Genomic DNA, 21,071 nt, shown 5'->3' with positions numbered 1-21,071 from the left:
CGTGGCCCCCGCCGTAGCCGCCGCCGTCCGCGCCGTAGCCCAACAGTCCGCCGCGGCCCCCGTCCTCGACTCCGACCCCACCCCCACCCCGGAGTCCTGACCCACCCACCCCAAGATCACCCAACCTGCCAGGCAGACGGGCGAATCCCCACCCAAGATTCCCCCACCTGCCAGGCAAGTCCAACGATCTTGGCCCCGACGGGCCGCCCCCGGCCCGCCTCCCGGGCCGTCCCCGGCCATGATCGCGAGTTCGTGTCGGAATGTGAGGCCAGACCTCAGGTTCCGACACGAACTCGCGATCATCACCCGGTCACCCAGCTCCAAGAGCCGCCAGCCCACCCGGATGATCGCCGGTTCGTGTCGAAACCTATGGCCAGACCCCACCTTTGGACACGAGACCGCGATCAAGCTCCAAGCCGAGCCCACCCGGCCGCCCGCCACGCGAGGGTCAAGATGATCGCCAACCCGTGCCACGACCCCGAGCCCAGGCCCGCCTACTGACACGAACCCACGATCACCACCACCCCGCCACCTCGGCGCGGGTTTCGGAGACGCCACCTACCGGAGCAGACACCGAACCTCCGGACTCCGGTCAACGGCCGATCAGCCCGGCCGACGTACCAGCGAACCCGGGTCGATCTCCCCCGTGAAGGTCAGCACAGCCGGCCCGGCCAGCCAGGACGTCTGCTCGTCAAGCGTGACCTGAAGCCGCCCTCCGGGCACGTCCACCGTGACCGTCCCGGCGTCCCGCCCCGAGGTGACCAGCGCGGCCACGCCCACCGCGGTCGCCCCCGTGCCGCACGACATCGTCTCGCCAGACCCGCGCTCGTACACCCGCATCCGCCGGTGGTCCTCCGCCACCCGCACCGAGAACTCCACGTTCACCCCCGCGGGGAACAGCGAGCCGTCGGTATCCGGAGCACGGCTCAGGTCGACCGCCGCCGCCACCTCGGCAGGCACGTCACACACCAGATGCGGGTTACCCATGGAGATCGCGAGCCCGGGGTAGGTCACCCCGTGGATCGTCGCCGTCGAGTCACCCAGCAGCCGCGGCGCCGCCATGTCGACCCGGATCAGGTCCCCCTCGACGTACGCCGTCCGCAGCCCACCCCGCGTCGACAGCGGGATGACGTCCCCCGCCAGCCCCGTGGTGTGCAGATACCGCGCGAACACGCGCACCCCGTTGCCGCACATCTCGGACAGCGACCCGTCGGAGTTCCAGTAGTCCATGAACCACGCCGCACCCGGCTCGGCGGACGGCTGCACCCGCAGCACCCCGTCCCCACCGATCCCGAACCGCCGGTCACACAGCGCCGCGACCAGGGACGGCGTCAGCTCCACGGTCCCCTCGAGATCCTCGATGATCACGAAGTCGTTCCCGGTGCCGTGCCCCTTGGTGAACTTCACGGCGTCTCCCTCACCATCCGCAGCGCCTGCTCCACGAGATCCGGGGCGGCGCCGTCGAGCCAGCGTACCGAGGGGTCCCGGCGCAGCCATGAGCGCTGGCGCCGCACGAACCGGCGCGTCCCGGTGACCGTGTCGTCGTACGCCTGCTGCTCGGTGCACCTGCCCTCAAGGTACGCCAGCACCTGCTGATACCCGAGCGCCCGCGACGCGGTGAGCCCGCCCGCGAGCCCCTCCGGCACGAGTCCCCGGACCTCGTCGACGAGCCCGTCGCCCCACATCTTCGCCACCCGCCGGGTGACCCGCTCGTCCAGGTCGCCCCGGTCGACGGCGAGCTGGAGCACCGGGTACACCGGCACCGGATCGGGCAGCGACGCCGTGAACCGCCCCCCGGTGATCTCGATCACCTCGAGCGCCCGTACGATGCGCCGCCCGTTGCTGTCCAGGATCTTCTCCGCCGCGTCGGGATCGATCGAGCGCAGCCGCGCGTGCAGCACCGCGGGCCCGACCCGGACCAGCTCCGCCTCCAGCCGCGCCCGCACGGCCGCGTCGGTCCCCGGGAACGAGAAGTCCTCCAGCACGGCCCGCTGGTACAGCCCCGACCCTCCGACGAGCAGCGCCACCCGCCCGCGCGCCTGGATGCCGTCGATCGCCTCCCGGGCCAGCCGCTGGTACTCCGCGACGCTGGCGGGCTCGGTGACCGGCCAGATGTCGAGGAGGTGGTGCGGCACCCCCTCCCGTTCGAGGGCGGTCAGCTTGGCGGTGCCTATGTCCATGCCCCGATAGAGTTGCATCGAGTCGCAGTTGACCACCTCGCCGCCGAGGGCGTGAGCCAGCGCGATCGACAGCGCCGACTTGCCTGCGGCGGTCGGGCCGACCACCGCGATCACCGTCGCGGCCGCTCGCCCGGCCGTCTCGTTCACCCGCACGACACAACCGTAATCGGATCGTGCCCTGAACAGCGGGGTGGACCAGGTGCGTCTCGCGCCGCGACCCCGTAAGGTCACCTTGTCCTGGGCGCGTGCCGCGCGCCCAGTCGGACCTGTGACAATGCTGAAGGAGAGACGACGTACTCTCCCCGGTGACAGACACACGGGTAACTGCGCTTTGGCGGCGACCTCGCAGGTGACTGCGGGTTCGGTCGGGAAGAACGAGGATGGGCACATCATGAGCGACTGGGCATCGTATGGCCGGGTGGACGCGGACGGCACGGTCTGGGTGAAGTCGGCCGCGGGCGAGCGCGCCGTCGGATCATGGCAGGCCGGCACCCCGGAAGAGGGGCTGGCGCACTTCGTCCGCCGGTACGAGGATCTCGTCACCGAGGTGGACCTGATCGAGACCCGGCTCAACTCCGGGGCCGCCGACGCCTCGCAGTCCCTGGCCACGGTGAAGCGGCTGCGTGCCGGCCTGGACGAGGCGCACGTGGTCGGCGACATCGACGGGCTGGCCGCCCGGCTCGACCGGCTGACGGCCCTGTCCGAGGAGAAGGCGGGCGCCGCGAAGGCCGCCCGTGACGCCGCGCGTGCCGAGGCCGTCGCCCGCAAGACCGGCCTGGTCGAGGAGGCGGAGAAGCTCGCCGCCGAGTCCACCAGCTGGAAGGCGACCGGCGACCGGTTCAAGGAGATCCTCGACGAGTGGAAGACCATCCGCGGGGTCGACAAGAAGACCGACGGTGAGCTGTGGAAGCGCTTCTCGGTCGCCCGGGACAGCTTCACCCGCCGCCGCGGCGGTCACTTCGCCACCCTGGACGCCGCCCGCAAGCAGGCCCAGTCGGTGAAGGACGACCTGGTCGCCGAGGCCGAGTCGCTGGCCGAGTCGACCGACTGGGCGGCCACCGCGGCCCGGCTCAAGGAGCTGATGGCGGCGTGGAAGACCGCGCCGCGCGCCTCCAAGGAGGCGGAGCAGAAGCTGTGGGACCGGTTCCGCGCCGCGCAGGACGCGTTCTTCACCCGCCGCAGCGAGGTCTTCTCGGCCCGTGACAACGAGCAGAAGGCCGCGCTGGTACGCCGCCAGGAGCTGCTCGCCCAGGCCGAGGCGATCGACGTGGACGCCGACCCGAAGGCCGCCCAGAACGTGCTGCGCGAGATCCAGGGCCAGTGGCACGACACCGGCCGGGTGCCGCGCGAGAACGTCGCGGGCCTGGACCGCCGCCTGCGCGCCGTCGAGGACAAGGTCCGCGACGCGATGGACGCCGCCTGGCGCCGCACCGAGCCGTCGGCGAACCCGCTGCTCAAGCAGATGCGCGAGCAGGTGGCCGAGGCGGAGGCGCGGCTGGAGCGGGCGCAGGCCGCCGGCGACGCCAAGCGCATCAAGGAGGCCGAGCAGGCCCTGGCCGGCAAGCGCAACTTCTTGGCCTTGGCCGAGAAGTCCAGCTGATCTGCCTCGCCCTGGCGGAGAAGTCGAGCTGAGTTTCACCAGCTGAAGCAAGGGGGCGGTCGCACGCGCGGCCGCCCCCTTGCTGTGTACCCGGTCAGGGGTGCACGATGTACCCCGGAGCCAGGGCAGGCACGCATTTCCCGATCATCTCGTCCGTTGTGGATGGAGCATCGAAATGCGTTGGAAGACCCGCACGACCGCGCTGGTCGCGGCCGTCTCCGCGGCCCTCGCCGCCGCGGCCACCGCCCTCGTGGCGATCACGTTCACCGCCGTCCCGGCCAGCGCCGACACCGGCACCGGCTACCTGCGCACCAGCGGCCGCAACATCGTCGACAGCCAGGGCCGGGTGGTGCGGCTGACCGGCATCAACTGGTTCGGCATGGAGACCGACAACCGCACGTTCCACGGCCTGTGGGCCAGCGCCCCGGCCACCTGGCGCGGGCAGCTCGACCGGATGGCCTCGCTCGGCTTCAACACCCTTCGCGTCCCGTACTCCGGCGATGCCCTGAAGCCCGGCGCGACCGCCACCGGGATCAACGACTACACCAACCCGGATCTGATCGGCCTGTCCCCGCTGCAGATCCTGGACAAGGTCATCGACTACGCGGGCACCAAGGGCATGCGGGTCATCCTGGACCGGCACCGGCCGACCGCGGCCGGGCAGACGCCGCTCTGGTACACCGCGACGGTCTCCGAGGCCAGCATGATCGCGGATTGGCAGATGCTGGCCCAGCGGTATGCCGGCAACCCGACCGTGATCGGGGCGGACCTGTTCAACGAGCCGCACGCCGAGGGCACCGACCCGAACGCGACCGGCGCCTGCTGGGGCTGCGACGTGCAGGCCCGGGACTGGCGGCTGGCCGCCGAGCGGATCGGCAACGCGGTCCTGCAGGCGAACCCGAACTGGCTGATCTTCGTCGAGGGCGTGAGCTGCCTGTCCGGCGGCGTGGCGAACGTGTGGGACAACATCCCGGACGACCCGATGTCCTGCGACTGGTGGGGCGGCAACCTGTCCGCCGCGATCGACAAGCCGGTACGCCTCAACGTCGCCAACCGGCTGGTGTACTCGCCGCACGAGTACGGCATCTCGGTGTACGACCGGCAGAGCTGGTTCAACGACCCGAACTTCCCGAACAACCTGCCCGCGGTGTGGGACCACTTCTGGGGCAAGCTCGCCAAGCAGAACGTGGCCCCGATCCTGGTCGGCGAGTTCGGCAGCACGCTGGCCAACCCGCTGGACACGCAGTGGCTGACCAAGCTGATGGGCTACATCGGCGAGAACGGGCTGTCGTTCACGTACTGGTCGTGGAACCCGAACTCCGGTGACACCGGCGGCGTCGCGCTGGACGACTGGTACTCGATCAACCAGACGAAGTACAACATCCTCCAGCCGTACCTCAACCCGCCGTCGGGCAACCCGTCACCGGTGCCGACGGTCTCGCTGACGCTGTCGCCCTCCCCGTCGCGCTCGGCCTCGCCGTCACCGTCGGTGTCGCCCTCGCGGTCGGCGTCGCCGTCCCCGTCGATCTCGCCGTCGGCCTCGCCGAACCCGGGTGGCGGCTGCACGCGGGTGATCACGATCATCAACTCGTGGCCGGGCGGCTACCAGGCCGAGATCAAGGTGACCAACACCGGGACGAGCGCGCTGAACCCGTGGAACGCGACCTGGACGGTGCCCAGCGGCGTCACGCTGAGCAGCGGCTGGAACGCCACGGTGACCCAGAGCGGGACCACGATCACCGCGGCCGCGCCGAGCTGGTCTCCCTCGCTGGCCGCGAGCGGCAGCGTGACCATCGGTTACACCGCGACCGGTCCGTCCTCGCCCGCGCCGAGCAACGTACGCCTCAACGGAGCTGTCTGCTCCTGACCGGCTTTGCTCTGCACACATATACGCACCCGGCTGCTGTCGCGTATATGTGTGCAGAGCAAAGCAACCGTCCGCATCGGACACGCCGGAGGGTTTCCCGCCCGGCGCGGCCGGTCATGTGGGCACCTGGCACCCCTGCATCGATCCCACCGGCAGCCGCCGGAGCGGGTGCCAGGCTCGCCGGTCCGGCCGCGTACGTCGCGCCGGACCGGCGAGGTCCTCGGCCCGCCGCAGGTCAAGCGAGCCGCAGGTTAAGAAGGTGCCCTTCCTCTACGCATAGCGTTAAGAAGGTGCCCTTCCTTTCAAATCCCGGCTAGGTGGAGGAGGAGGGGTTTGACGTCGGTGGCGGCGAAGGAGCCGCGGGCGGCGGTGGGGTCGGAGCAGATGAGCAGGGGGCCGTCGGCGGGGTGGTCGGGCAGGCGGCCGTGGGAGCCGCGGACGGCCAGGGCGCCGGCGTCGAGGCCGACGACGCTCATCAGGTAGCGCATGCCGAGCTTCTTGCGGAGCAGGGCGGTGGCGGCGCGGCGTTTGGCGGCCAGCGGGGCGGCGGGGTCGAAGAAGAGCTCCGCCGGGTCGTAGCCGGGTTTGCGGTGGATCTCCACGAGGCGCGCGAAGTCGGGGGCCCTGGCGTCGTCGAGCCAGTAGTAGTACGTGAACCACGACTCCGGCTCGGCGACCAGCACCAGTTCACCGGAGCGCGGGTGGTCCAGGCCGTGCCGGGCCTTGCCCGCCTCGTCGAGCACCTCGGCCACGCCGGGCAGGTTCGCGCAGACCTTGGCGACGGTGCGCAGGTCGGCCGGGTCCTTCACGTACACGTGCGCGAGCTGGTGGTCGGCGACCGCGAACGCGCGGGACGTCCACGGGTCGAGGTACTCCATGCCGGCCTGGGTGTGCACCCGGAGCAGGCCCTCGGCGCGCAGCGCCCGGTTGACGTCCACGGGGCGGCGCACCGGCGTGATGCCGTACTCCGACAGGGCCACCACGGTCGCCCCGCGCGCCGTCGCATCGTCGAGCAGCGGCCCGATGACGCCGTCCAGCTCACGTGCGGCGGCCGCCGCCTCGGGGCCGTACGGGCCGAAACGCTGCAGGTCGTAGTCGAGGTGCGGCAGGTAGACCAGGGTCAGGTCGGGTTGGTGCACCCGCATCACGTAACGCGCGGCGCCCGTGATCCAGCGGCTGGACGCGATCCCCGCACCCGGCCCCCAGAACTGGAACAGCGGGAACGTGCCCAGCTCGGTGGACAGGGCCCGGTGCAGCTGCGGCGGGTCGGTGTAGCAGTCGGGCTCCTTGCGCCCGTCCGCCCGGTACACCGGCCGGGGCGTGACGGTCCAGTCCACGTCCGCGCCCATGGCGTACCACCAGCAGATGTTCGCCACGGTGTAGCCGGGCCGGGCCCGGCGGGCCGCCTGCCAGACCTTCTCCCCGCCGACCAGCGCGTGGTGCTGCCGCCAGAGCAGCACCTCGCCCAGGTCGCGGAAGTACCAGCCGTTGCCGACGATGCCGTGCTCGGCCGGGGACACCCCGGTGAGCAACGTCGCCTGCGCCGAGCAGGTCACCGCGGGCAGCACCGTGCCCAGCGGCGCGGCGAAGCCGGACCCGGCCAGCGCGCGCAGCCGGGGCATGTGCTCCAGCAGGCGCGGGGTCAGCCCGACCACGTCCAGCACGACCAGCGGGGTCACGGCGTCCACGGGCGGACCTCCTGCAGCTCCATGGTGCCCAGCGGCGCGGCGGGCGGGCACGGCGCCAGCCCCAGCGCGCACAACTCGTCCCGGGCGAACGCCAGCTCGGCGGCGATCCCGGCGGCGAGCTGCTCCGGCGTGGTGGGCCGCTGCGCCGGGGGCAGCACCTGCCAGGTGTACGTCTCCACGTCCACGTGGTCGCACCCGGCGACCGGGCCGCCGAACAGCTCCTTCAGCGCCATCCGCAGCTCGGGCAGGGTGCTGCCCAGCGGCGGAGCCGGTTCGGCGTGCAGCGGCACGTGGTAGTGCACGCGCCAGGGCTGCGGGGTGCGCCGCGGCCGGGGCAGCAGCCGGTCCAGCGCTTCGCCCAGGTCGTCGGCGGCCTCGCCGCGCGAACCCCGGGTCTGGTGCAGGAAGCGCGGCTCGTCGTAGCCGCGCAGCGCCGCCTCGGCGGCGACCGGGTCGTCGGCGGTCAGCGCGGCCGACACCTGCACCTTCACCACCGGCAGCCCCGCCTTCGCGAGCCTGGTGAGGGCCTCGGCGGGCTCCTCCCAGGCGCAGGCCAGGTGGGCCAGGTCGAGGCAGACGCCGAGCCAGTCGCCGTCCATGCCGGCCCACAGCCGGGCGGCCTGCTCGGTCGTCTCGACCACGCAGCCGGGCTCCGGCTCGAAGCCGACCTGCACGGTACGGCCGGTGGTGCCCGCGATCCCGGCCAGGCCGTCGGCCAGCTCGTCCAGCACCCGCTGGGCGGCCCCCGCCCGGTCCGGGCCCCACGGCTCGCGCCAGGCCAGCGGCAGCGTCGAGATGGAGCCGCGCACCGCGTCGTCGGGCAACAGGTCGGCGAGCACCTGGGCGAGGTCGAGGGTGTAGCGCAGCCGCTCCGGCGTGGTCCAGTCCGGGTGGTAGACCGCGTGCTTGACCACCTCGGCCTGGAAGGACTGGTACGGGAAGCCGTTGAGCGTGACCACCTCCAGGCCGCGCAGGTCCAGCTCGCGGCGCAGGCGGCGGCGCAGGTGCGGCTCGGCGGCCAGCGCCGAGGCGGCCGGGGCGGCAAGCCACAGGCCCAGCCCCAGCACGTCGGCGTCCAGCCGGTGCCGGATCGCGCTGCCGTACGCGTCGAGCTGCGCGACGATGCCGTCGAGGTCCTCGGCGGGATGCACGTTGGTGCAGTAGCTCAGGTGCACCGTCTGCCCGTCGGGGTGTGCCAGCCGCATCAGGCGCCCCCGCGCTTGATCGAGTTCCCGGCGAACTCGCCGGCCGGCGCCTCGTCGTCGGACAGGTCGAGCTTGCCGGACGCGCCGTAGAACTCGACCGGGTTGCGCCACAGCACCCGGTCCACGTCGTCCTCGCCGAACCCGGCGGCCAGCATCGCCTCACCGGTGCGCAGCGTGAGCAGCGGATCGGAGCGGCCCCAGTCGGCGGCGGAGTTCACCAGCATGCGCTCGGTGCCGTACCGGCGCAGCAGCTCCACCATGCGCGGCGGCGACATCTTGGTGTCCGGGTAGATGGAGAAGCCCAGCCAGCAGCCGCTGTCGCGGACCAGCTCCACGGTCACCTCGTTCAGGTGGTCGATGACCACCCGGCCCGGCTCGATGCCGGACTCGCGCACCACGGCCAGGCTGCGCTGGGTGCCGCGCTGCTTGTCCCGGTGCGGCGTGTGCACGAGCGCGGGCAGGTCGAACTCGACGGCCAGCCCGAGCTGCGCGGCGAACGCCTCGTCCTCCTGCGGGGTCATCGAGTCGTACCCGATCTCCCCCACCGCGACCACGGCGTCCTTGTCCAGGTAGCGCGGGACCAGCTCCAGGACCTCGCGGCAGCGCGGGTCGTTGGCCTCCTTCGGGTTCAGCGCGATGGTGGCGAAGTGCCGGATGCCGAACTGCCCGGCCCGGAACGGCTCCCACCCGATCAGCGCGTCGAAGTAGTCGGCGAACGAGCCGGGGCTGGTGCGCGGCTGGCCCAGCCAGAACGACGGCTCCACCACGGCGCGCACCCCGGCGGCGGCCATCGCCTCGTAGTCGTCGGTGGTGCGCGAGGTCATGTGCACGTGCGGGTCGAAGATGCGCATCAGATCCCCTTCTCGGCGGTGAGGCGGTCCAGCAGCGCCGCGGCGTCGGCGGGCAGCTGGCGCCCGGCGGCGTCGCGCTCGTCGGCGACCCCGGCGAGCATCGCGGCGAGTTCGGCGTCGGCCCGGTGTTCCAGCCCGTCCACGACGGACAGCGGGATGCCCATGAACACGCACTTGAGCACGGCCTGCCGCCAGGCGGCGGCGTCCAGGTGCACCGCGTACGGCCCCAGCGCCGCGGCGACCAGCCGGGTGTCGTTGGTGCGGATCGCGTCGTGCAGCAGCTCGACGGCGCTCGGGCCGAGCGGCAGCAGCGGCAGGGCGCGCAGCACGGCGCGCTTCTCGGCGGCGTCGCCGTGCCGGTAGAGGGCGCGCGCCTGCCCGGCGGTGTGCTCGGCGGGCAGCGTGGCCAGCAGCACCGCGCGCGCCGCCTCGTCGGCGGTCCAGCCGGGCACCCCGACCGGGCCGCGCCCGCAGCGGCGCGCGGCGGCGGGGAACAGCCGGCTGATCACGGACGGGTCGGCGGCCACCCGGCGCAGCGCCTCGTCCAGCCACCCGCCGTCGTCCACGCAGGCCAGCGCGGCGCGCAGCACGTCGGGTCCGGGCACGGTGCCGCTCGGGCGGCGCTGTCCGGGCGGGGCGGCCGTCTTGGCCGCTGCCGTGATGGGCTGCCCGGCGGCCTTGCGCAGGAACGCCAGCGAACGCCGGGCGACCTCAGGCGCGGCGTGCGAGTGCCGTGGCAGCTCCACCCCGATCAGCCCGCGGTATCCGGCCGCGGACAGCGCCCGCAGCACCGGCGGGAAGTCGATCTCGCCCTCGCCGAACTCCAGGTGCTCGTGCACCCCGCGCCGCATGTCCTCGATCTGCACGTTCACCAGGTAGGGCGCGGCGGTCGCGATGCACTCCGGGATGGGCTCCGGCTCCAGGCAGCGGCAGTGCCCGATGTCCAGGGTCAGCCCGAAGGCGCGCGGCATGCCCAGCGCCCGGTGCAGCGTGCGCCAGCCCGCCAGGTCCTGCACGAACATGCCCGGCTCGGGCTCGAAGCCGACCGGCACGCCCGCCTTCGACGCGGCCTCGGTGAGCCGGGCGCAGCCGTCCACCAGCCGGTCCCAGGCCAGCTGCGGGTCGACCGACGGCGGCCGCACTCCCGACCAGCAGGACACCGCCTCCGCGCCGAGGTCGGATGCGATCGACACGGCGCGCAGCAGGAAGTCCAGCCGCACCTCGCGGTCGTCGTGCAGCAGCGTGGGCGCGTGCTTGCGGCGCGGGTCGAGCAGGTAGCGGGCGCCCGTCTCGACGACCACGGACAGCCCCAGCTCGATCAGCCGGGTGGCCAGGCCGGACACGCGGCGGGCCAGGCCGGGGGCGTACGGGTCCAGGTGGTGGTGGTCCAGCGTCAGCGCGACGCCGTCGTAGCCCTGTTCGGCGAGCACGGCCAGCGCGTCGCCGAGACGATGGTTGGCGAAGCCGTTGGTGCCGTACCCGAAACGCAGGTTCATGTGGCGGAGATCCTCCGGACCAGGCGCCGGGCCAGCGGCGCGGCGGCGGCGAGGGCGAGCCCGGCCAGGCCGGACCCGTGCCGGGCGGCCAGCGTGCCCTGCAGCGTGGGCAGGCCGGTGATGCCCGAGCCGACGGCTTCGCGCACGCGCGCGGCGCTCGGCTCGGCGGCGGCGCGGGCCTGCGCCCGGCCGTAGTGCGAGACGTACCACCCCGCCAGGGCCGCGGGCAGCCACGCGCGCAGGCCCCGGCGGGTGCTCAGGCCGGCCGCGGTCGCGGCGACGGCGACGGTGCCGGTCAGCGTCGCCAGCGGCAGCCGGGCGTCCGCGCCCGACACCTCCCGGCGCGACAGCTCCGTGACCGTGTAGGTGTGCGCGGCGACGGTCAGCGCCGCGGGCACCGCCTTCGCGACCGGCCCGGACGACGCGCCGAGCAGCACGTCCAGCCCTCGGCAGGCGGCCATCGCGGCGGGACCGGCGGCGGTGTTCTTCGCTTTGACGTCGTACGCCCACACCATGGCGGCTAGCGGCGCGGCCGTCGCCAGGCCGCGGCGCCCACCCGCCCACGCGGCCAGCCCCACCCCCGCGGCGGTCAGCCCCGCCGCGAGACCCAGCGCGGCCCCGGGCGAGATCCGCCCGCTCGGGATCGGCCGCTCCGGCCGCTCCACCGCGTCCAGCTCCCGGTCCGCCCAGTCGTTGGCGGCCATCCCCGCCCAATACAGACACACCGAAGCCGCGGCCAATCCGGGGGTACGCCGATCGAGCGTGCCCGCCGCGGCGGCCCCCGCGATCACGTCCCCCGGCACCGACAGCGCCGCCGGCGCCCGCACCAACTCCGCCACCGCCCGCAGCGTGCCTTTCCACCCCGCCGCCCGGCGCTCCGTCCCCGCTCCGGGTTGCAGTTTCGGGGAAACTGCGGCTGTCGCCGGGCTCGAGAGTGCACTTTCCCCGAAACTGCGGGGTGGGACGGGCAACCGGTCTGCTGACGCGGTGTTCGCGGGTGTGCTCTGGTCGCGGCAGGTGGGGGGCAGCGCGGCCGCACGGTCCAGTGACGTCGGGTGCGCGGTGGTTGTGGGCGAGGGCCGGGCGCCCGCGCGCGAGACCGCGCGCGGTGCCTGTGCGGCGGCGTGGCGGGCGGCAGCCTGGTGGCGGTTGCCGGGGCGGGCGGGGACGCGCTGGCCCTCGGCCACGCGCAGGGCGCGGGCGGACGGCGGGCGTCCCGCCTCGGGCACGGCGCTCACGCGAGGCCCTCCACGAGGCCGACCAGGGCGTCCCACTGCGCGGCGAGGCCGTGCGGCACGTCGCCCAGCGGGTCCTTGAAGAAGAACGCCAGCTCCGGCAGCGGGCCGGTGCGCCCGGCCCGGTGCGCGGCGGCGGTGAGCCGGACCAGGTCCAGCACCAGCGGCGCGGCCAGCGCCGAGTCGCAGCCGTGCCAGGTGAAGTCGAGCCGCATCGGCGTGCCCAGGAACCCGGTGAACGTGACCAGGTCCCACGCGGTCTTGAACTCACCGAGATCGGCGACGTACTCGATGCGCGTGTCACCCTGCGGCTGGTAGCCCAGCGTCTCGGCCAGCACCCGCTGCTTGCTGGCGGCCTTGGCCGCGTTCGGCGCGGGCTGGGCCAGGTTGGCGCCGTCCCCGCCGCCGAGCAGGTTCGCCCCGGACCAGCTGCGCACGTGCAGGTTGCGCATCGCGAACATCGGCGCGAGCACCGACTTGACCAGGGTCTCCCCCGTCTTGCCGTCGTGCCCGGCGTACGGCACCCCGCGCTCGTAGGCCAGCTGCGCCAGCGCGGGCAGCCGCGCCCCGGTGGACGGGGTGAAGTCGACGTACGAGCAGCCCGCCGTGAACGCCGCGTACGCGTACAGCGAGCTGGGCGGCAGCACGGCCGCGTCGCCGCGCAGGGCCTTGTGCAGCAGGTCGAGCGCGGCGTGCGCCTCGTGCGGCGCGGCGGCGGCCTCGGTGGAGGCCACGTTCATCATGACGACGCGGCCCAGCTCGTGCCGCCGGCGGAAGTCGTCGAGGTCGGCGGCGATCAGCGCGGCCGTCTCGGCCTGTGTCGCGCCCCGGGGCGCGGGGCGCACCTCGGCGTCGAGCGCGGCCAGGTCCGGCTGCACCGCGGTGACCAGGCGGCCGGGCAGCACCCCGGCGTCGGCGAGCGCCTCGGCCCGCTTGGACAGCGGCGTCGCGATCACGTCGTGCCCGCCGAAGACGAGATCGGCTAGGCCCGGCAGGGCGGGGCTGTGCAGCTGCGGCAGTTCCGTGACACATCCGGTGGGCTCGGCGAGCCCCGCGCGCAGCGCGACGGCTCCGGCCATGCTGGTGACGGCGACCGACCCCCGCCCTCCGACCAGCCAAACACCAGTTCGCATGCCAGTCTCCCGGGGAGATGAAGGAGAAACCAAGACAGATTACTTGATTTCGCCAACAATACCGGGATTCAACCCTAATGCCCGTTTACGAAATGTCTACGCAGCTCAACCCCGCGTGTCCACCGGCCCATGATCGCTCGACTTGCCTGGCAAGTGGGCGAATGCGGCGTCAAGATACGCCCATGTGCCAGGCAAGTCGGATGATCTAGGGGCGGGTCAGCAGGTGGCGCAGGCGCCGCCGCCGGTGGGGGCGGGCTGGGTGGGGGGCTTGCCGATGGTGGGGAGGCCGAGGAGGACGCCGGGGGTGCGGACGGCGCGGCCGGCCTCGTAGGCGTCGCCCGCGCGGGTGCGGCGGTGGGAGACCAGGGCGCCGTCGCAGTTCAGGTGGTGCGGGGCGGCGTAGCTGACGACCGTGTGCACGATGTCGCCGGGGCGGACCGCCGCGGCCTGCTCCGGGGAGACCGCGAAGTGCACCAGGCGGCCGTCGCGGGCCCGGCCGGACATACGGCCGGTGGCCTGGTCCTTGCGGCCCTCGCCGACCGCGACGAGCACCTCGACCTCGCGGCCGACCAGCTTCTTGTTCTCCGCCCAGGTGATCTCCTCCAGGGTGGCGATGAGCCGGTCGTACCGCTCCTGCACCACCGCCTTGGGCACCTGGTTCTCCATCGTGGCGGCGGGCGTGCCGGGGCGGATCGAGTACTGGAAGGTGAACGCGCTGGCGAACCGCGACTCGCGGACCACCCGCAGCGTCTCCTCGAAGTCCGCGTCGGTCTCGCCGGGGAAGCCGACGATGATGTCCGTGGTGATCGCCGCGTCCGGCATGGCCGCCCGCACGTTCTCGATGATCGACAGGTAGCGGTCGGACCGGTACGAGCGCTTCATCGCCCGCAGCACCGCGTCGGAGCCCGACTGCAGCGGCATGTGCAGCTGGTGGCACACGTTCTCGGTCTCGGCCATCGCCTCGATCACGTCGTCGGTGAACGCGGCCGGGTGCGGGCTGGTGAAGCGCACCCGCTCCAGGCCCTTCTCGCGCAGCTGCCCGGTGGCGCGCAGCAGCTTGCCGAACGCGAGCCGGTCGCCGAACTCGACGCCGTACGTGTTGACGTTCTGGCCGAGCAGGGTCACCTCCAGCACGCCCTCGGCGACCAGCGCCTCGACCTCGGCGAGCACGTCGCCGGGGCGGCGGTCCTTCTCCTTGCCGCGCAGGCTGGGCACGATGCAGAAGGTGCAGGTGTTGTTGCAGCCCACCGAGATCGACACCCAGCCGGAGTAGGTCGACTCGCGCCGGGTCGGCAGCGTGGAGGGGAACACCTCCAGCGACTCCAGCAGCTCGACCTGCGCCTGCTCGTTGTGCCGGGCGCGCTCCAGCAGCACCGGCAGCGAGCCGATGTTGTGGGTGCCGAACACCACGTCGACCCAGGGCGCCTTCTTGACGATCTCGCCCTGGTCCTTCTGGGCCAGGCAGCCGCCGACGGCGATCTGCATCCCCGGGTGCTTGTCCTTCACCGGGCGCAGGTGGCCGAGGTTGCCGTAGAGGCGGTTGTCGGCGTTCTCGCGTACCGCACAGGTGTTGAAGACCACCACGTCGGGGGTGCGGCCGGGGTCGGCGGCGGGGTCCAGCCGGACGTAGCCCGCGCCGTCGAGCAGGCCCGAGATGCGCTCGGAGTCGTGCACGTTCATCTGGCACCCGTACGTGCGCACCTCGTAGGTGCGGGCGGGTGTGAGCTGGGTTTCAGGCTGGGTAGTCATCTCAACCGACCAGGGTATCCGGTGCCGCGCGCGGGTAGGGAATCCGGGAGAGTTACCCGCTCGTGACCATCCAGCAGCCTGCCTGTCGTGTCGGCCGTTCTAAGGTCACTGAGACGACGATGTACGGACGCCGAAAGGACGGTGGCATGTCCCACGAACCGCTCATTGTGCTGGACGCGGTGAACAAGTGGTTCGGAGACCTGCACGTGCTGCGCGAGGTGAGTCTCACCGTCGACCGGGGCGAGGTGGTCGTGGTGATCGGCCCGTCCGGCTCCGGCAAGTCGACGCTGTGCCGCGCGATCAACCGGCTGGAGACGATCAACTCGGGCTCCATCCGCTTCGACGGCAAGGAGCTGCCCGCGGAGGGCCGCGCGCTGGCGCGGCTGCGCAGCGAGGTGGGCATGGTCTTCCAGTCGTTCAACCTGTTCGCGCACATGAGCATCCTCGAGAACGTCATGCTCGGGCCGGTCAAGGTGCGCAAGGAGAGCAAGGCGGTGACCCGCGAGCGCGCCCTGTCCCTGCTCGACCGGGTGGGCATCGCGAGCCAGGCCGACAAGCTGCCGGTGCAGCTGTCCGGCGGCCAGCAGCAGCGGGCCGCGATCGCCCGCGCCCTGGCGATGCAGCCCAAGGCGATGCTCTTCGACGAGCCGACCAGCGCGCTCGACCCGGAGATGGTCGGCGAGGTGCTGGACGTGATGACCTCGCTGGCCAAGGAGGGCATGACCATGATCGTGGTGACCCACGAGATGGGCTTCGCCCGCGCCGCGGCCGACCGGGTCGCCTTCATGGCCGACGGCCAGCTCGTCGAGCAGGCGCCGCCCGCCGAGTTCTTCGGCAACCCCAGGAGCGAGCGGGCGCGGGACTTCCTGTCGAAGGTCCTGCAGCACTGAGACTCCGTCGTCGTGACCGACGGCGGCTGTGAACTCCGGCGCCGCTGACCGTGGGGCCGGGCTGATGAGGGAGGGACTATTTCCATGCGTATGAAGCGTCTGGCCGCCGTCGCGGCCGTGGCCGTGCTCGCGCTCGGCGTCGCCGCGTGCGGCAGCGAGAGCGAGACCCCGGGCACCCCGTCGGGCGAGAGCCCGCTGGTCGGCAAGGCGACCGCCGGCACGCTGAAGTTCGGCGTGAAGGCGGACCAGCCCGGCCTCGGCCTGCAGACCGGCAGCACCTACGAGGGCTTCGACATCGAGATCGCGAAGATCATCGCGAAGGGCCTCGGCGGCGACCCGGCGAAGAACACCTACGTGACGACGGTGTCGGCCAACCGTGAGCCGTTCATCCAGTCCGGCCAGGTGGACATCGTGGTGGCCACCTACACCATCAACGACGACCGGAAGAAGAAGGTCAACTTCGCCGGCCCGTACTACACCGCGGGCCAGGACCTGCTGGTGCCGACCGCGTCCGCGATCACCGGCCCGGACGACCTGGCCGGCAAGAAGGTCTGCTCGGTGGCGGGCTCGACCCCGGCCAAGCGGATCAAGGAGAAGTACCCGCAGGCGCAGCTGCAGGAGTTCGACGCGTACTCCAAGTGCGTCGAGGCGCTGGCCAACGGCACCGTCGACGCGGTGACCACCGACGACATCATCCTCGCCGGCTACGCCTCGCAGGCGCAGTACGCGGGCAAGTTCAAGGTCGTCGGCAAGCCGTTCTCGTCGGAGCCGTACGGCATCGGCCTGAAGCTGGAGGACAAGGCCGGCTGCACGAAGATCAACGACATCCTGAAGGCGTCGGTCGCCGACGGCTCGTACAAGGCGGCCTGGGACGCGACGCTCGGCAAGAGCGGCACCCCGGCGCCGACCCTGGACGTCAGCAAGCTGACCAACTGCCCCGCGTGATCATCGGCGGGTGGGACGGGCGTTTCGCCGCCCGTCCCACCCGCTTGTCGTGACGACCGAGTTTTCTGAAGGGCGAGGATGGACGTCTTCTCCGATCCGGCGAACCTGCAGCTCTACATCGACGGCTTCCTGATGATCCTGAAGCTGACCGGCGCCTCCTCGCTGCTCGCGCTGGTGCTGGGGCTGCTGCTGGCGGCGTGCCGGGTGGCCCCGGTGCCGGTGCTGCGGGCCTTCGGTGCGGGCTGGGTGCACCTGTTCCGCAACACCCCGCTGACGCTGGTCATCCTGTTCTGCTACTTCGGGCTCTACAGCGCCGTCGGCGTCGAGTTCTCCGAGGACATCCACGTCAACAACTACTGGCTGGCCGTCGTCGGCCTGTCGGCGTACACGGCGGCGTTCGTCTGCGAGGCGATCCGCTCCGGCATCAACACCGTGCCGCTGGGCCAGGCCGAGGCGGCCCGCGCGCTCGGGCTCACCTTCACCCAGAACCTGCGGCTGATCATCCTGCCGCAGGCCATGCGCTCGGTGGTCGCCCCGCTGGGCAGCATCCTGATCGCGCTCACCAAGAACGCCACCATCGCCGGGGTCATCGGCGTCGCCGAGGCCTCGAACGCGATGAAGGGCCTGATCGAGGCACGCGGCGACCAGACGATCGCGATCTTCCTGGTGTTCGCGCTGACCTTCGTGGCCCTGCTCGTGCCGGTCGGCTACGGCTTCACCGCGCTGGCCAACCGCCTGATGGTGCGCCGATGAGCCGCATCCCGAACCCGTCCCGCGCCGCCTGGTTGGAGGCCCGATGAGCGCCAGCGTCCTCTACGACCACCCCGGACCCCGCGCCCGTATGCGCAACCGGGTGCTCAGCGCCGTCTTCGCGGTGCTGCTGCTGGCCGGCCTGTACGGCATCTACCGGGCGTTCGACAGCACCGAGCAGTGGACCTGGGCGAAGTGGCAGCCGTTCTTCCAGGACGTCACCCTCCCGAACGGCGAGCAGGGCAACTTCTGGGACTACGCGCTCGTCGGCCTGCTGGGCACACTGCAGGCGGCCGCCACGGCCATGGTGTTCGCGCTCGCGTTCGGCCTGGTGTTCAGCGCCGCCCGGCTCTCCGACCACGTCTGGATCAGGGTGCCCGCCGGGGTGATCGTGGAGTTCTTCCGCGCCGTGCCGGTGCTGCTGATGATCTTCTTCCTGTCGTTCGGCGGCTTCTGGGTCTTCGGCACCTATGTCGAGCCGTTCTGGTCGGTCGTCATCGGCCTGACCTTCTACAACGGCTCGGTGCTGGCCGAGGCGTTCCGGGCGGGCATCCAGGCCGTGCCGAAGGGCCAGTCGGAGGCCGCCTACAGCCTGGGCCTGGTGAAGTCGCAGGTCATGCGGATGATCCTGGTGCCGCAGGCGGCGCGGACCATGCTGCCGGTGATCGTCAGCCAGCTCGTGGTCGTGCTCAAGGACACCGCCCTCGGCTACATCGTCGCCTACCCGGAGCTGATGCTGGAGGGCAGCAAGAGCTACGCGGTCTTCGCGAACGTGGTGCCGACGTTCATGGTGCTCGCGCTGATCTACATCGTGATCAACGCGACCCTGACCGCGATCGCGCACCTGCTCAAGCGCCGGGCCGACCGGCGCGGCGTGACCACCGCGCCGGCCAAGATCGCCGCTGCGAACGCGGCCGCCTCGGGCGTGGGCGGCGGCGCCGGCGCCTGATCCGCCCGGCTGGCCCACTGGCCCGCCGACCCGCGCTCGGTGGCCGCGCTCGGTGGCCGCGCTCGGTGGCCGCGCTCGGTGGCCCGGCTGGCCCGGTCCGGGGACAGAGTGCAAGATCGCCGTCTCGTGTCGGAACCTGAGGTCTAAGCTCAGGTTCCGACACGAGACGGCGATCTTGTTCTTTACGTGGCTCCCTGGCCGCGGTGCCCGGCCTGAAGATCACTATTTCGTGTCGAAACCTGAGGTCGACCTTAGGTTTCGACACGAGACAGCGATCTTCCCCTGCCAGCGGCGCTCAGCGGGCGATCTCCGTGGTGCGGGACTCGCGGACGACCGTGATGCGGATCTGGCCGGGGTAGGTCAGCTCCTCCTCGATCTGCTTGGCCACGTCCCGGGCCAGCACCGCGGCGCCGATCTCGTCGACCTCCTCCGGGCGCACCATGACCCGGATCTCCCGGCCCGCCTGCATCGCGAACACCTTGTCCACGCCGCTCTTGGCCCCGGCGATCTCCTCGATGCGCTCCAGCCGCTTGACGTACGCCTCCAGCGACTCCCGCCGCGCCCCTGGCCGCCCACCCGAGCACGCGTCCGACGCCTGGGTGAGCACCGCCTCGATGGTCTGCGGCTGCACCTCGTTGTGGTGCGCCTCGATCGCGTGCACCACCTCGTCGCTCTCGCCGAACCGGCGGGCCACGTCGGCGCCGATGAGCGCGTGCGAACCCTCCACCTCGTGGGTGAGCGCCTTGCCGATGTCGTGCAGGAACGCCGAGCGCTTGATCAGATCCGGGTCCAGCTTCAGCTCCGACGCCATGATCCCGGCGATGTGCGCGGTCTCGACGAGGTGCTTGAGCACGTTCTGCCCGTACGACGTCCGGTAGCGCAGCCGGCCCAGCAGGGTCACCAGCTCCGGGTGGATGTCGGTGATGCCGACCTCGACCAGCGCGTCCTCCGCAGCGCGCTGGCACATCCGCTCCACCTCGAACCGGGCGACGTCGTAGACCTCCTCGATACGGTGCGGGTGGATCCGCCCGTCGAGCACCAGCTTCTCCAGGGTGAGCCGGCCGACCTCCCGGCGCACCGGATCGAAGCAGCTCAGCAGCACCGCCTCGGGGGTGTCGTCGATGATCAGGTTGACCCCGGTGACAGTCTCGAAGGCCCGGATGTTGCGGCCCTCGCGGCCGATGATCCGGCCCTTCATCTCGTCGCTGGGCAGGTGCAGCACGCTGACCACGCTCTCGGCGGTCTGCTCGCTGGCCACCCGCTGGATCGCGTCGACCACGATGTGCCGGGCCCGCTGCTCGCCGGTGGCGCGGGCGTCGTTCTCGATGTCGCGGACCAGCAGCGCGGCCTCGCGCTTGGCCTGCACCTCGATGCTCTCCACCAGCTCGTGCTTGGCCGCGTCCGCGGTCAGCCCGGCGACCCGCTCCAGCTCCTTGCGGCGCTGCTCCTGGGCCTGGGCCAGCTCCTGCTCCTTGGCCTGCAGCGCCTGCTCCCACCTGGCCAGCTCGGCCTGGGCCGCGGCGATGCGCCGGTCCCGCTCGGCCAGCCGCTCGGCCTCCTCGACGTGCTGGCGCTCGCGCTCGGCCAGCCGCTCGGCCTCGGCCGTGTGCAGCCGCTCCCGCTCGTCCAGCCGCTGCAGCCGACGCTCGGCCTCGGCGGCCTGCTCCTTGGCGGTGGAGGTGAGCATCGCGATCTCGCGCTCGCCGGTGCGCCGGGCGGTGGCCCGGACCTGCTCGGCGTCCTCCTCGGCCTGGCGGTGCGCCCGCTGCAGCACGGTGTCGGCCTCGGCGTGCGCCCCGTCCAGCACCCGCTGCGCCTCGGCGCGGGCGGTGGTGACCTCGGCCTTGGCCGCGGCGTTCTCGGCCCGTACGGCGGTCGCCTCGGCGCGGGCGGAGGCCACGGAACGGCGCTCGTTCTCCAGCGCGGCCTGCGCGTCGGCGACGGAGTTCTGCAGCTCGGTGAGGGTCTGGCGCTGGCGCTCGCGCTCGGCCACCGCCTCCGGGTCGTCGACGATCACGCTCAGCGGCAGGCCGGTCGGTGCGGTGGGGGCGCTCAGGCGGCGCATCAGCCGTACGCCCAGCGCCAGCGTCCCCGCGACCAGGAGGGCGAGGACGATGATCGCCGCGAGCAGCGCCCCTTCCATCGGGGTCATGCCGTTCGCCCGTCGTACTCGCTCATGGCCTGCCTCCTGACGCTTCCGATCCGCCGACACGGTGGTGCCGGCGCGGAGGCAGACCGACCAGGTGCGTGGACCCGCACACGACGCGCACGGCACGGATCGGCCCACCCTGCCGGAATCGGCCGGGTGCGCCTGCGCACCATCACCCTCGAACCGCTACAACGGCTCTGAGCTGCGACTACATGTAAGCAGCCGCAGGGGTACGGCGGCTGCGCGTGTCCTCACCAGGCAAAACTGTTGTCGTACTGTTACACGTTCTATGTTGTGTGGTTTAACACGTACTGGTCGGTGATACCTCTCCTGCGAGGCTAGGTGCCCGATGGCGGTCCGGTCAAGAACTCATGATCGGACACC

16 protein-coding genes are annotated in these 21,071 nt (G+C 72.2%); 6 read left to right on the top strand and 10 right to left on the bottom strand.

The genetic code is table 11. From position 1 onward, the window contains the following. Nucleotides 1-603: 603 nt before the first annotated feature. Nucleotides 604-1,407, bottom strand: coding sequence for a diaminopimelate epimerase (gene dapF / locus Cba03nite_RS04710; RefSeq protein WP_203742232.1), 804 nt, complete (start codon nt 1,405-1,407; stop codon nt 604-606). Then, the gene (gene miaA, locus Cba03nite_RS04705) at nt 1,404-2,333 is read right to left on the bottom strand and encodes a tRNA (adenosine(37)-N6)-dimethylallyltransferase MiaA (RefSeq protein WP_239125470.1); all 930 of its coding nucleotides are present in this window, start codon (nt 2,331-2,333) and stop codon (nt 1,404-1,406) included. The genes dapF and miaA overlap by 4 nt, the downstream gene beginning before the upstream one ends. 238 nt (nt 2,334-2,571) lie before the next feature. Between miaA and Cba03nite_RS04700 the strand changes: the two genes are divergently transcribed. Both Cba03nite_RS04700 and Cba03nite_RS40715 read left to right on the top strand, forming a co-directional pair. Further along, complete coding sequence (locus tag Cba03nite_RS04700) at nt 2,572-3,780, top strand: DUF349 domain-containing protein (RefSeq protein ID WP_203742230.1); 1,209 nt, start codon at nt 2,572-2,574, stop codon at nt 3,778-3,780. Between the two features lie 175 nt (nt 3,781-3,955). Next, nucleotides 3,956-5,647: a cellulase family glycosylhydrolase gene (locus tag Cba03nite_RS40715; protein WP_203742228.1), complete on the top strand. Its 1,692-nt coding sequence runs from the start codon at nt 3,956-3,958 to the stop codon at nt 5,645-5,647. Nucleotides 5,648-5,949: 302 nt separating this feature from the next. Here Cba03nite_RS40715 and Cba03nite_RS04690 read toward each other — a convergent pair whose 3' ends face one another. From Cba03nite_RS04690 to miaB, 7 genes are all read right to left on the bottom strand, one after another. Continuing rightward, nucleotides 5,950-7,335, bottom strand: coding sequence for an alkaline phosphatase family protein (locus Cba03nite_RS04690; RefSeq protein ID WP_275411537.1), 1,386 nt, complete (start codon nt 7,333-7,335; stop codon nt 5,950-5,952). Beyond that, nucleotides 7,323-8,540, bottom strand: coding sequence for a metabolite traffic protein EboE (gene eboE, locus Cba03nite_RS04685; protein WP_203742226.1), 1,218 nt, complete (start codon nt 8,538-8,540; stop codon nt 7,323-7,325). Before eboE ends, Cba03nite_RS04690 begins: the two co-directional genes overlap by 13 nt. Next, nucleotides 8,540-9,391 (bottom strand): TatD family hydrolase, encoded by an 852-nt coding sequence (locus Cba03nite_RS04680; RefSeq protein WP_203742218.1) that lies wholly within the window; start codon nt 9,389-9,391, stop codon nt 8,540-8,542. Before Cba03nite_RS04680 ends, eboE begins: the two co-directional genes overlap by 1 nt. Continuing rightward, nucleotides 9,391-10,887 carry an EboA domain-containing protein gene (locus Cba03nite_RS40480; RefSeq protein WP_308442743.1) on the bottom strand — a complete coding sequence of 499 codons (1,497 nt, stop codon included), beginning with the start codon at nt 10,885-10,887 and terminating at the stop codon, nt 9,391-9,393. The genes Cba03nite_RS04680 and Cba03nite_RS40480 overlap by 1 nt, the downstream gene beginning before the upstream one ends. Beyond that, on the bottom strand, nt 10,884-11,735 hold the full coding sequence (locus tag Cba03nite_RS04665; protein ID WP_203742244.1) for an SCO3242 family prenyltransferase: 852 nt from the start codon (nt 11,733-11,735) through the stop codon (nt 10,884-10,886). Before Cba03nite_RS04665 ends, Cba03nite_RS40480 begins: the two co-directional genes overlap by 4 nt. Nucleotides 11,736-12,121: 386 nt before the next feature. After that, complete coding sequence (locus Cba03nite_RS04660) at nt 12,122-13,255, bottom strand: inositol-3-phosphate synthase (RefSeq protein WP_203742216.1); 1,134 nt, start codon at nt 13,253-13,255, stop codon at nt 12,122-12,124. Nucleotides 13,256-13,471: 216 nt separating this feature from the next. Beyond that, nucleotides 13,472-15,004 (bottom strand): tRNA (N6-isopentenyl adenosine(37)-C2)-methylthiotransferase MiaB, encoded by a 1,533-nt coding sequence (gene miaB, locus Cba03nite_RS04655; RefSeq protein WP_203742214.1) that lies wholly within the window; start codon nt 15,002-15,004, stop codon nt 13,472-13,474. Between the two features lie 146 nt (nt 15,005-15,150). On the opposite strand from miaB, the gene Cba03nite_RS04650 reads away from it, so the two are divergent. The 4 genes from Cba03nite_RS04650 (at nt 15,151) to Cba03nite_RS04635 (ending at nt 18,538) form a co-directional block, all read left to right on the top strand. After that, on the top strand, nt 15,151-15,894 hold the full coding sequence (locus Cba03nite_RS04650; RefSeq protein ID WP_203742212.1) for an amino acid ABC transporter ATP-binding protein: 744 nt from the start codon (nt 15,151-15,153) through the stop codon (nt 15,892-15,894). An 84-nt stretch (nt 15,895-15,978) separates the two neighbouring features. Next, nucleotides 15,979-16,839 carry a glutamate ABC transporter substrate-binding protein gene (locus tag Cba03nite_RS04645; protein WP_203742210.1) on the top strand — a complete coding sequence of 287 codons (861 nt, stop codon included), beginning with the start codon at nt 15,979-15,981 and terminating at the stop codon, nt 16,837-16,839. Between the two features lie 78 nt (nt 16,840-16,917). After that, nucleotides 16,918-17,592, top strand: coding sequence for an amino acid ABC transporter permease (locus Cba03nite_RS04640; RefSeq protein WP_203742208.1), 675 nt, complete (start codon nt 16,918-16,920; stop codon nt 17,590-17,592). A 43-nt stretch (nt 17,593-17,635) separates the two neighbouring features. After that, on the top strand, nt 17,636-18,538 hold the full coding sequence (locus tag Cba03nite_RS04635; RefSeq protein WP_203742206.1) for an amino acid ABC transporter permease: 903 nt from the start codon (nt 17,636-17,638) through the stop codon (nt 18,536-18,538). Between the two features lie 295 nt (nt 18,539-18,833). Here Cba03nite_RS04635 and rny read toward each other — a convergent pair whose 3' ends face one another. Continuing rightward, nucleotides 18,834-20,690 carry a ribonuclease Y gene (gene rny, locus Cba03nite_RS04630; protein ID WP_203742204.1) on the bottom strand — a complete coding sequence of 619 codons (1,857 nt, stop codon included), beginning with the start codon at nt 20,688-20,690 and terminating at the stop codon, nt 18,834-18,836. Between the last annotated feature and the right edge of the window lie 381 nt (nt 20,691-21,071).

Origin of the sequence: Catellatospora bangladeshensis, from assembly GCF_016862575.1 — a bacterium.
Classification (GTDB): Bacteria; Actinomycetota; Actinomycetes; order Mycobacteriales; family Micromonosporaceae; genus Catellatospora; species Catellatospora bangladeshensis.
Note: the sequence above shows the minus strand (reverse complement) of the source record. Positions and strands in the feature narration are given on the sequence as shown.

Excerpts from the sequence above, each read along its gene's own strand:
- Cba03nite_RS04700 (WP_203742230.1), top strand. The coding sequence starts at position 2,572 with ATGAGCGACTGGGCATCGTATGGCCGGGTGGACGCGGACGGCACGGTC.
- Cba03nite_RS40715 (WP_203742228.1), top strand. The coding sequence starts at position 3,956 with ATGCGTTGGAAGACCCGCACGACCGCGCTGGTCGCGGCCGTCTCCGCG.
- eboE (WP_203742226.1), bottom strand. The coding sequence starts at position 8,540 with ATGCGGCTGGCACACCCCGACGGGCAGACGGTGCACCTGAGCTACTGC.
- Cba03nite_RS04680 (WP_203742218.1), bottom strand. The coding sequence starts at position 9,391 with ATGCGCATCTTCGACCCGCACGTGCACATGACCTCGCGCACCACCGAC.
- Cba03nite_RS40480 (WP_308442743.1), bottom strand. The coding sequence starts at position 10,887 with ATGAACCTGCGTTTCGGGTACGGCACCAACGGCTTCGCCAACCATCGT.
- Cba03nite_RS04660 (WP_203742216.1), bottom strand. The coding sequence starts at position 13,255 with ATGCGAACTGGTGTTTGGCTGGTCGGAGGGCGGGGGTCGGTCGCCGTC.
- miaB (WP_203742214.1), bottom strand. The coding sequence starts at position 15,004 with ATGACTACCCAGCCTGAAACCCAGCTCACACCCGCCCGCACCTACGAG.
- Cba03nite_RS04650 (WP_203742212.1), top strand. The coding sequence starts at position 15,151 with ATGTCCCACGAACCGCTCATTGTGCTGGACGCGGTGAACAAGTGGTTC.
- Cba03nite_RS04645 (WP_203742210.1), top strand. The coding sequence starts at position 15,979 with ATGCGTATGAAGCGTCTGGCCGCCGTCGCGGCCGTGGCCGTGCTCGCG.
- Cba03nite_RS04640 (WP_203742208.1), top strand. The coding sequence starts at position 16,918 with ATGGACGTCTTCTCCGATCCGGCGAACCTGCAGCTCTACATCGACGGC.
- Cba03nite_RS04635 (WP_203742206.1), top strand. The coding sequence starts at position 17,636 with ATGAGCGCCAGCGTCCTCTACGACCACCCCGGACCCCGCGCCCGTATG.
- rny (WP_203742204.1), bottom strand. The coding sequence starts at position 20,690 with ATGACCCCGATGGAAGGGGCGCTGCTCGCGGCGATCATCGTCCTCGCC.